General features: G+C 73.0%; 6 protein-coding genes. 4 read left to right on the top strand and 2 right to left on the bottom strand.

Annotation, left to right across the window (positions count from 1 at the left end; all coding sequences use genetic code 11):
- Nucleotides 1-35: 35 nt before the first annotated feature.
- Nucleotides 36-1,241 carry a 4-hydroxyphenylpyruvate dioxygenase gene (hppD, locus tag ACW0Q9_RS13670; protein WP_456181196.1) on the bottom strand — a complete coding sequence of 402 codons (1,206 nt, stop codon included), beginning with the start codon at nucleotides 1,239-1,241 and terminating at the stop codon, nucleotides 36-38.
- Between the two features lie 140 nt (nucleotides 1,242-1,381).
- On the opposite strand from hppD, the gene ACW0Q9_RS13665 reads away from it, so the two are divergent.
- The 3 genes from ACW0Q9_RS13665 to ACW0Q9_RS13655 all read left to right on the top strand — a co-directional run bounded on the left by ACW0Q9_RS13665 (nucleotide 1,382) and on the right by ACW0Q9_RS13655 (nucleotide 5,124).
- A complete protein-coding gene (locus ACW0Q9_RS13665) occupies nucleotides 1,382-1,885 on the top strand; it encodes an Lrp/AsnC family transcriptional regulator (RefSeq protein WP_456181194.1) in 504 nt (167 codons plus the stop codon).
- Nucleotides 1,886-1,996: 111 nt separating this feature from the next.
- Nucleotides 1,997-3,379, top strand: coding sequence for a hypothetical protein (locus tag ACW0Q9_RS13660; protein ID WP_456181198.1), 1,383 nt, complete (start codon nucleotides 1,997-1,999; stop codon nucleotides 3,377-3,379).
- A 77-nt stretch (nucleotides 3,380-3,456) separates the two neighbouring features.
- Nucleotides 3,457-5,124 (top strand): fumarate hydratase, encoded by a 1,668-nt coding sequence (locus ACW0Q9_RS13655; RefSeq protein ID WP_456181192.1) that lies wholly within the window; start codon nucleotides 3,457-3,459, stop codon nucleotides 5,122-5,124.
- A gap of 66 nt (nucleotides 5,125-5,190) precedes the next feature.
- Here the strand turns inward: ACW0Q9_RS13655 and ACW0Q9_RS13650 are convergent, their stop codons facing one another.
- Nucleotides 5,191-7,587, bottom strand: coding sequence for a hypothetical protein (locus tag ACW0Q9_RS13650; protein WP_456181190.1), 2,397 nt, complete (start codon nucleotides 7,585-7,587; stop codon nucleotides 5,191-5,193).
- 344 nt (nucleotides 7,588-7,931) lie between these two features.
- Between ACW0Q9_RS13650 and ACW0Q9_RS13645 the strand changes: the two genes are divergently transcribed.
- Complete coding sequence (locus ACW0Q9_RS13645) at nucleotides 7,932-10,913, top strand: BTAD domain-containing putative transcriptional regulator (RefSeq protein WP_456181188.1); 2,982 nt, start codon at nucleotides 7,932-7,934, stop codon at nucleotides 10,911-10,913.
- Nucleotides 10,914-10,915 lie beyond the last annotated feature (2 nt).

Genomic DNA, 10,915 nt, shown 5'->3' with positions numbered 1-10,915 from the left:
TCGACATGGGGGGAGGCTGGGTCACGCGGACAGTGTTACAGGTTGCCGCGCTTCTCCTGCTCCCGCTCGATGGCCTCGAACAGGGCCTTGAAGTTGCCCTTGCCGAAGCCGAGGGAGCCGTGCCGCTCGATCAGCTCGAAGAAGACGGTGGGGCGGTCCTGCACCGGCTTGGTGAAGATCTGGAGCAGGTAGCCGTCCTCGTCCCGGTCGACCAGGATCTTGCGGGACTTCAGCTCCTCGATCGGCACCCGCACCTCGCCAATCCGGGCGCGCAGCTCCGGGTCCTCGTAGTAGGAGTCCGGGGTGTCCAGGAACTCGACGCCGGCGGCCCGCATGGCGTCGACGCTGGCCAGGATGTCGTTGGTGGCCACGGCGATGTGCTGGGCGCCCGGGCCCTGGTAGAACTCCAGGTACTCGTCGATCTGCGACTTCTTGCGGGCCACGGCCGGCTCGTTGAGCGGGAACTTCACCTTGCGGGTGCCGTTCGCGACCACCTTGCTCATCAGCGCCGAGTAGTCGGTGGCGATGTCGTCGCCGATGAACTCGGCCATGTTGCTGAAGCCCATGACCCGCTTGTAGAACTCGACCCACTCGTCCATCCGGCCCAGCTCCACGTTGCCGACCACGTGGTCGACGGCCTGGAAGAAGCGCTTCGGCTGGATGCCGGCGTCGATCATCGGCTGCCGGTCCACGATCGGGGCGCGGGCCACGAAGCCGGGCAGGAACGGGCCGGTGTAGCAGGACCGGTCGACAAGCGTGTGCCGGGTGTCGCCGTACGCGGCGATGGCCGCCATCCGGACGGTGCCGTGCTCGTCGCTGACGTCGTGCGGTTCGACCAGGCCGGTCGCGCCCTGGGCGGTGGCGTGCGCGTACGCGGCGTCCACGTCCGGCACCTCCAGCGCGATGTCGGAGACGCCGTCGCTGTGCCGGGCCACGTGCTCGGCGCCCTCGGCGTCCGGGCGGACCGCGCCGGTCAGCACGAACCGGGCCGAGCCGCTGGTCAGCACGTACTGGGCGTGGTCCCGGTAGCCCTGCTCCGGCCCCCGGTACGCCACGCAGGTCATGCCGAAGGCGGTGGAGTAGTAGTGGGCGGCCTGCTTGGCGTTGCCCACCAGGAAGTGCACGTGGTCGAGGCCCTTGACCGGGAACGGGTCGCGGGTGATGTCGTGGTCGACGGCGCCGACGAGGGCGTCGACGTCGACCTCCTCGGTCGACTGGGGTCGGTCGATCGCCTGGGTCATGGTGGCCTCCCTTGCGTACCGGCCGGCCTCGTGGGCCGCCGTTGATCTGCTGTTGTGGCGAGGATCGCCGCGTGACCGCCAGTTGGGCAACAGTTGTCGAAAATGCTGGTCAGGTTGTGCATTCGGTAATGTGAAACCCCATGAACACTGGTCAGGATGCACAGCTCGACGCGCTGGACGCCCGCTTGATCGATCTGCTCGCCGAGGAGCCGCGGATCGGGGTGCTGGAGTGCTCGCGGCGGCTCGGCGTGGCCCGGGGCACCGTCCAGGCCCGGCTCGACAAGCTGGTCGAGCGGGGGGTGATCAGCGGTTTCGGGCCGGACATCTCGCCGGCCGCCATCGGCTTCGGGGTGACCAGCTTCGTGACCCTGGAGATCAGCCAGCGGCACGGCCACGACCCGGTGACCGCGCACCTGGCCGCCATCCCCGAGGTGCTGGAGGCGCACACCATCACCGGCTCCAGCGACCTGCTCTGCCGCATCGTGGCCCGGTCGAACACGGACCTCCAGCGGGTCATCGACCAGATCGTCGCCTCGGAGGGCATCCGCCGCGCCTCCACGATCATCGCGCTGGCCGAGCAGATCCCCTACCGCACCCTGCCCCTGGTCCGCTCCGCCGCCCGCGGCGCGCCGTCCGGCGGCTGACCGAGAAAGCGGCGCGACACGGCCGTTCGGGGGGCGGGCGCAGCGGTGATCGTCGCTACCGTGTGCGGTGTGAAGGGCCTTGGCGTACGCGGCTGGTTGCTGCTGGGGCTCATCACCGTGGTCGTGCTCGCCGCCACCGGGGTGTGGAACCCGTTCCCCGCGATGTGGGACTGGGTCGACCGGAGCAAGCCGATCTCCGATCCGGACGTGGTCTGGCAGCAGCGCATCGGCGGCACCCCGAAGAGCGTCACGATCGCCGGCGACACCGTGATCGTCGAGCAGCGCACGCGGGTCGAGGCGCGCAGCCTGGCCAACGGCGCGCAGCTCTGGGAGCGCAAGGCCGACTGGGCGGCGGTGGCCGGCAGCGACCGGGAGCCGGTCGTCGCCGTGGGCAAGCTCCTGGACAAGGGGTACGAGGTGCTCGACCCCACCACCGGCGTGGTCCGCCGCCGGGACGAGCGGGCGGTGGCCGTCTGGACCTACCGCAACCTGCTGCTCGACGCCTACTGCGTGCGGTCCACCGACTGCACCCTGCGCGCCTGGGAGCCGCGCGGCACCGCGCCGCGGTGGAGCGCGTTCCTCCCGGGAGTCAACAGCGGTGTGCTCGCCGACAACCCCGAGCTGCTCGGCACCCGGCGGCTCGGCGCGCCGCGGATCGACGGCGGGGTGGCCGGGCCGGAGTCGGTCCCGCCGCTGCTCGGCTTCCCGGTCGACGACCGGGTGCACGTGGTGGACACCGCCACCGGCCGGGTGCTCCAGAACGTCGAGCCCGGCCGCGAGGAGCGGCTCGCGGTGGTCGGCGGGCGGCTGCTCCGGATCACCGCCACCTCCCGCGACGGGACCTGCTACTTCGTCCTCACCGCCGTCGACCCGGCCACCGGGCAGCAGGTGTGGCGGCGCAACGGGGTGAACCTGCGGACCGCCGACTACGCCGGCTGCGTGCAGCGGGAGGACCCGCAGGGCGCCCGCAACGTGCTGCTCGGCGTCGCTCCGGACGGGCGCGAGGCGGTGCTCGACGGCTACGACGGCCGGCTGCTCCTGATCGGCGGGGAGGGCGAGAAGGTGCTCGCCGTCGACGACCGCTACGCGCTGGTGCGCAGCGCCGACAAGCGCTCGCTGCTCGGCCGCGAGCTGTCGGTCGACGCCGTCCGGTGGACCCGGCAGGCCGGTGGCAAGAGCGGTGCGGCGCTCACCCCGTACGCGGCGCTGATCGCCGAGGAGAAGCCGTCCCGGCTCATCGCGGTCGAGCCGCGGAGCGGTCGGGAGCTGGTGCTGCTGCGGACCTCGGCGAACGCCCTGGCGGTCGGTCCGAACGGCATGATCATCGGGGAGGGCCGGGAGATCGGGTACGTCCGTTGGGGCGCCGGCGCCGCCGGGGTGCCCCCGCCGGACGAGGACGCGGTGCCCGCGCCGGACCCGGGCGACACCTGGCGACCCCCGACCGACCAGGGCAGCTGCGGCCCGAAGAACGAACTCTGCGCCGACGGCAAGTGACGCCGGGTGAGAGCGGCGTCCCAGGACGCACCCGGCGGGTGCCACCGATCGACGGCTCTGCCCTAGGCTTTTCCGTCATGAGCAGTGCCGCCGCCTTCTCGTACGCCCCCCTGCTGCCGACCGGACCGGACCAGACGGACTACCGCCTGGTCACCGATGAGGGCGTCGACGTCGTCGACGGCCCGGGTGGCCGTCGGTTCCTCACCGTGGAGCCCGCCGCGCTGACCGCGCTGACCGCCGAGGCGATGCACGACATCGCCCACTTCCTGCGCCCGGCCCACCTGGCCCAGCTCCGGTCGATCATCGACGACCCGGCGGCCTCGCCGAACGACCGGTTCGTGGCGCTGGACCTGCTGCGCAACGCCAACATCGCCGCCGGCGGGGTGCTGCCGATGTGCCAGGACACCGGCACGGCGATCGTGATGGGCAAGCGTGGCCGGCACGTGCTCACCGACGGCGCCGACGCGGAGGCCATCTCGCGCGGCGTCTACCAGGCCTACACCCGGCTCAACCTGCGCTACTCCCAGCTCGCCCCGCTGACCATGTGGGAGGAGCGGAACACCGGCAGCAACCTGCCCGCCCAGGTCGAGCTCTACGCCGAGGACCCGGACGGGCACCCGGACGCGTACAAGTTCCTCTTCATGGCGAAGGGCGGCGGCTCGGCCAACAAGTCCTACCTCTACCAGGAGACCAAGGCGCTGCTGAACCCGACGCGGATGATGCAGTTCCTGGAGGAGAAGCTGCGCCTCATCGGCACCGCGGCCTGCCCGCCCTACCACCTGGCCATCGTCATCGGCGGCACCTCCGCCGAGTACGCGCTGAAGACCGCCAAGTACGCCTCCGCCAAGTACCTGGACGCCCTCCCGACCCAGGGCTCGATGAGCGCGCACGGCTTCCGCGACCTCGAACTGGAGGCCGAGGTCCTGGAGCTGACCCGCAACTTCGGCATCGGCGCGCAGTTCGGCGGGCGCTACTTCTGCCACGACGTGCGGGTGGTCCGGCTGCCCCGGCACGGCGCCTCCTGCCCGGTGGCCATCGCGGTCTCCTGCTCGGCCGACCGCCAGGCGGTCGCCAAGATCACCCCGTCGGGCGTCTGGCTGGAGCGCCTGGAGACCGACCCGGCCCGCTACCTGCCCGACGTCACCGACGCCCAGCTGGACAGCTCCGAGGTGGTCCGGGTCGACCTCAACCGGCCGATGGACGAGATCCGCGCCGAGCTGTCGAAGTATCCGGTGAAGACCCGGCTGTCGCTGACCGGCCCGCTGGTGGTGGCCCGGGACATCGCGCACGCCAAGATCGCCGAGCGGCTGGACGCCGGTGAGCCGATGCCGCAGTACCTGCGGGACCACGCCGTCTACTACGCCGGCCCGGCCAAGACCCCCGAGGGCTACGCCTCCGGCTCGTTCGGCCCGACCACCGCCGGGCGGATGGACGCCTACGTGGAGAAGTTCCAGGCGGCCGGCGGCTCGATGGTGATGCTGGCCAAGGGCAACCGGTCCGCCCAGGTCACCCGCTCCTGCCAGGCGTACGGCGGCTTCTACCTCGGCTCGATCGGCGGCCCGGCGGCCCGCCTCGCCCAGGACTGCATCAAGCATGTCCAGGTGCTCGAATACCCCGAGCTGGGCATGGAGGCGGTCTGGAAGATCGAGGTGGAGGACTTCCCGGCCTTCATCGTGGTCGACGACAAGGGCGAGGACTTCTTCGCCGAGGTCACCAAGCCGGTGCTCACCGTCGGGCGGCGCTGACCTCCGACGCGCGTACGCGAAAGGGGCGCCGGGTGGGATCCCACCCGGCGCCCCTTCGTCGTCCGGTCAGCTCGGGTAGGTCACGTAGAAGTAGTAGTAGTCCTCCCCGGACGTGATGCCCGAGCCGGTCCGGCTGGAGACGAACAGGAAGTTGCCGCCGCCCTCGGTGGGTGTGAGGGTGATGGTGGCGGTGCCGTCCGGGCCGGCCGGCACGGTCTTCTCCTCGGTGCCGAACCGGTAGACGAACTCGGTGGTGCCCGGCATGGTGGCGGCCAGCGTGAAGCTGCCCGCGATCCCCGGGCCGCCGCCTTCGCCGTCGGCCGGATAGTCCGCACTGGTAACCGTCGGGGCCAGCTTGCCGAGGATCAGGGGGTACTCGGTCTCGTCGGAGACGATGTCACCGATCTTCTCGCGGACCGTGAGCCGTACCCAACCGCTGCTGTCGGCCGGGTACGACCGCGGCGTCCAGTTGATCGTCGCGGTGCCGTCGGCCGCCGCCGCCACGGTCTGCGGGCCGTCCCCGAAGTCGTAGACGTAACCGGTGACGCCCTCGTGCGCGGGGCGGAAGGTGAAGGCGCCGGTCACGCCGGGCCCGCCGGCCTCCCGGTACATGGGGTAATCGGTCGAGCTGACCTCTGGTGCGTGCGAGACGATGACGAAGTACCCGGAGGCGACCTCGGACTCGGTCCCGTCGGCGGTCTGGCTGAACACCTCGATCCACTGGAAGCCGGCCCAGGTCGGCGTGTACGCGACGCGGGCGGTGCCGTCCTCGTTCGCGGCTACGGTGTGCTGCTCGCCGCCGTTCACCGACCAGACGTACTCGGTCACCCCGGGCATGCCCGGTGCGAAGGTGAACGAGCCGGCCGTGCCGGCGAGCGGGCCGTCGCTGCCGTCCAGCGGGAAGTCCGGCGAGGAGATGACGGGGGCGTTCGCCAGGTAGAACCGGTACTCGGCGGTGCCGCTGGGCAGGCCGTCGGAGGTCCGGCTGGTGACGGTGACCGTGTTGGTGCCGCCCTTGCGCGGGTTGATCGTCACCGTGGCGGTGCCGTCGCCGGCCGCCGGCGCGGTCGCCGGCTCGCCGTCGTTGAGCCGCCAGGTGTACGAGACCACGTTCTCCATGCGCGGCGAGAACGTCAGCTCACGTGCCTCACCGAGGCCGCCGGTCGGGTTCCCGTCGGTGATCGTCGGCGCGGTGTCCCGGACCCGGTATTCGTAGACGGTGGACTGGGAGCGGTTGCCGGTCCGGTCCACCGCCTGGACATACAGCCAGTTGGTGCCGTACCGGTCGGGCGTGACCGAGACGGTCGCCGTGCCGGCCGCGTCGGCGCTCACGAAGGTCAGCGGGCCGGAGGGGCCGTACCGGAAGCCGACCACGTCGTCGGCGCCCGTGGTGGTGAACGTGAACCGGCCGGGGATGCCCGGACCACCGTGACCCGGCCACTCCCAGCCCGACGGGTAGTCGGTCGAGGACACCGTGGGCGCCGGCGGAACCTTCGTGTCGACGGTGAACCGGCACGCCGGCGACCAGGCCGAGGCGTCGCCGTACTGGTCGGTGGCGCGGGCGCTGAACGCGTACGTGCCGCCGTCCACCATGACGCCGTCCGGGATCGTGTACTGGAACCGGGAGCCGGAGGGCAGCGTGTAGCTGAACTCCAGTTCGGACCGCTCGGTGGGCCGGTCCACCGGCCACCAGGCGAAGGTCGCCTTGAGCGGGTCGCCACCGCCGGTCTCGTTGACGTCCGGGTCGGTCACCACGGCCTGGAGTTCCGGCCGGGTGGTGCCGATGAACATGTCGTCGCGGCAGGCGACGCCGCCGGCGGCGAGGTTGGTCGGAACGTTCGGCGGCCTGTTGTGCTCCAGCGAGATGCCGAGGGTGTTCACCCGCCGGCCCCACTGGAGGCCGTCCTCGTGCTCGCCGATGCGGAGCATGAGGGTGAGCCTGTCCTGCTTCGCCGCGACCGCCGTGCTCACCGCGTCCGTGATGGCCGTGGCCAGGTAGCTGGCGGGGCAGGCCGGACCGGAGACCGTGAGGTCGGCGAGCTTCGCGACGGCTGCCGGCGCGTCCTTCCAGGTGGGCGCGGCGGTCGGGTTCTCGGTCCGCCAGAGCTGGAGTTCGCGCGGCTTGTCACAGTTGGCGACCGACCGCTCGCCGGTGACCGCCCGGGCGCTGATGATCCGCTGCCCGTGATAGCCGCTGAGGTCGAAGGTGAAGTACGCCCGGGACGTGTGCTTGTCGCCGGCGGTGCCCTGCCAGGTGCCGACCGGCAGGCTGCCGTCCTCGGCGGGGAAGGATCGGGTGGGCTGGGCGTTGTCGGTCCAGGCCACCTCGACGGGCGGGACATAGTTCAGCAGGGCCGACGCCGGCTGGGCGGTGGCCGCCACGGCGCCGGTGGTGGCGAGCAGGGCCGCGAGGCCCGTGCCGAGCAGGCGGCGCGGTGTGCGCCGTCGGCGCGCCGTGGACACGCCGGTGGATCCCCCGTTGTCGTGCAAGTGATGCCTCCGATAGCGATCCGGGACTTCCATGATCTTGAGCTGGTAAATGGATGCTCCGGCCGGCTCAGCGCGGCTCGGCCGGCGGGCGTTACACGGTCCTGGATCGAGGTGGGTGATCGACATCGGTGCGCCCGCCCGGGCGCGCGCCCGGACGGGCGCACCGCCCCCGTCGGATGCCGTGTCCCGGCAACCCGGCACGAGTCTCCGGGGTGGTGCTGTCGATCCGCTATCACGTCGCTATCACCCGCCCGCCGCGCGCGGTGACCGGCGGGTTACGCTGCTGGAAGTTCCACAAGAGGCGTGCGGGGGCGCGGATGCGGTTCGGGATCCTGGGGCCGCTGCGGGTCGGCGGTGGCGAGGCCACCATCACGGCGGGCCGCGATCGGACGTTGCTGGCCATGCTGTTGCTGCGGGCCGGCCGGGTGGTGCCCGTCGAGGAACTCGTCGACGCGATCTGGGAGGAGCGTCCGCCGGCCACCACCCGGACCCAGTTGCAGATCTGCGTGTCGCGGCTGCGGCAGCGCTTCGTCGCGCTCGGCCTGCCGCCGGAGACGATCGTCACCGACCCGGTCGGATACGGCATCCGGATCGCTCCGGCCGACCTGGACGCCGAGGTCTTCGCCCAGACCGTCGAGGCCGGCCGGGCGGCCGTCGACGCGGGGCAGCCGGCCGAGGCGAGCCGCCACTACCGGGCCGCGCTGGCGCTCTGGCGCGGTTCGGCGCTGAGCGGCATCGCGAGCCGGAGCGTACGCCGGCGGGCGCAGGCGCTCGACGAGCAGCGACTCACCGTGCTGGAGGAGTGCGTCGAGGTCGAGCTGCGGCTGCGCCGGGCGGCCGACCTGATCGACGAGCTCAGCGAGACCGTGGAACGGAACCCGCTGCGGGAGCGGCTGCGCGGCCAGTTGATGTTGGCCCTCTCCGCGGTCGGCCGCCAGGCGGACGCGCTCGCCGTCTACCGCGAGGGGCGCCGGATCTTCGCCGATGAGCTGGGCATCGAACCGGGCACGGCGTTGCAGGAGCTGCACCAGCGGGTGCTCGCCGGCGACCTGGCCCTGACCGGGCCGCAGCAACCGGCCCCGAGCCCGGTCCGGGCACTGCCGCGGGCGATCAGCGACTTCACCGGCCGGCAGGACACGCTGGCCCGGCTGGTCAAGGAGATCGAGGAGCGCGACGCCCGGATCCACCTGATCGACGGTATGGCCGGCACCGGGAAGACCGCCCTGGCCGTGCACCTGGCGGCCGCTCTCGCCGCGCGCTACCCGGACGCCCACCTCTTCATCGACCTGCACGGCCACAGCGAGCGCGAGCCGGTCACCCCGGCAGCGGCCCTGGCCGCGCTGCTGCGTCAGCTCGGGGTGCCCGCCGCGCGGATCCCCGCCGACGTCGACGAGCGGGCGGCCCTGTGGCGCAGCGAGCTGTCCGGGCGGCGGGCGGTCGTGGTGCTCGACAACGCGGCCACCGCCGTCCAGGTGGCGCCGTTGCTGCCCAACGGCCCGGACTGCCTCACGCTGATCACCAGCCGACGCCGGCTCACCGGCCTCGACGGCGGCCGGCCGTCCTCGCTGGCCGTGCTCGACCCGGACGAGGCGGTCGAGCTGCTCGCCCGGGTGGTCGGCGCGGACCGGGTGGCCGCCGAGCCGGAGGCGGCCGCCGAGGTGGCCCGCCGCTGCGGCTACCTGCCGCTCGCGATCCGGCTGGCCGGGGCGCGACTGGTGCACCGTCCCCGGTGGCGGGTCCGGGACCTGGCGGACCGGCTGGCCGCCGGCCGGAACGCGCTGATCGAGCTGTCCGTCGGGGAACGCTCGGTGGGGCAGGCCTTCGACCTGTCGTACGCGCAGCTCGACCCGGCCGCGCAGCGGCTGTTCCGGCTGCTCGGCGTGCATCCCGGGGCGTTCTTCGACCACCAGGTGGCGGCCGCCGTCACCGACCTGCCGCCGGCCGACGCGCAGGACCTGTTGGACGGCCTGGTCGACGCCCATCTGCTGGAGGAGCCCGAGCCCGGCCGGTTCCGTTTCCACGACCTGGTGCGGGACTTCGCCCGGCAGCTCGTGGGCGGCGTGGGGCAGCCCGGCGAGCGGGCCGAGGCGGTGCGGCGGCTGCTCGACCACCACCTGCACGCGGCGTACGCGATCTCCCGGCGAATGGAGCCCGCGGCCAGCCGTTCCGCCCTGGTGCTGCCCGAGCCGCCGAGGCCGGACCTGGTGGAGGCCTGCGCGGCCGAGGGCCCGGCGTGGTTCGACCGCAACCGGGCCACGCTGCCGGCACTGGTCCGGCTGGCGGCCGACGAGGGCCTGCTCCGGCACTGCTGGCAGCTCGCCCGGGTGAGCTGGTACCACCTCTTCAGCCGGGGCCACCTGGACGAGCTGATCGAGACGCACACCGTCGGCCTGCGCGCCGCGGAGCGGTGCGACGACGAGGCGGCCGTCGCCACCACCCGCAACTACCTGGCCTCCGGGTTGTTCCGGCTCGGTCGCTTCCCCGAGGCGATCGAGCTGATGGAGGGCGCCCTCCAGATCCGCCGGCGGCTGGGCGACCGCGAGGGCGAGGCCACCGTCCGCCGGAACCTGGCCATCGCGTACGGGGCGGACTGGCAGCTCGCGCCGGCCATGGGGCACCTGGACGCGGCGCTCGAACTGGCCCGGTCCACCGGGCAGCCGGCCGCCGTGTCGGCGCTGCTGAACAACCAGACCGTGGTGCTGCTGGCCTGGGGCCGGTACGCCGAGGCGCAGGCCGTGTCCCGCCGCCAGCTCGCCCTCGGCCGGGAGGCGGGTGACCTGAACAGCGTGCGCAACGCGGTCGGCCACCTGGGCACCGCCCGGGCCCGGCTCGGCGATCTCTCCGGGGCGCTGCGGTTCCTGCGGCTGGCGCTCCGGCTCAAGCGCCGCGAGGGCAACCGCTTCGGCGAGGGCGAGGTGCTCAACGAGCTGGGCGTGATCGAGCGGAAGCTGGGGCGGCCGGAGGCCGCCGCCGCCCTGCACCGCGAGGCGTTGATCGCGGTGACCGCCTCCGGGGACCGGGTCCTCGGCTGCCTCTCCCGCAACCTGCTGGCGCGCGCCCTGCTCGACCAGGGCGACGTGCGGAGCGCGCTCGACCTCTACCGCCGGGTGCTCCGGGACGCGGTCCGGCTGCGGGCCCGGCACGAGGAGGCCGGGGCGCTGGCCGGCATCGCCCGCTGCCTGCGCGTCACCGACCCGGCGGCCGCCCGCTCGCACGCGATCCGGGCCCTCGACATCCTCCGGCAGCTCGACGCCCCGGAGCGGGACGAGGTGGCGGCGCTGCTCGCCGAGCTGGACTGAGC

Source organism: Micromonospora sp. I033, from assembly GCF_053890995.1.
The sequence above is the reverse complement of the archived record's forward strand: the minus strand, read 5'-3'. Positions and strand labels throughout refer to the sequence as shown.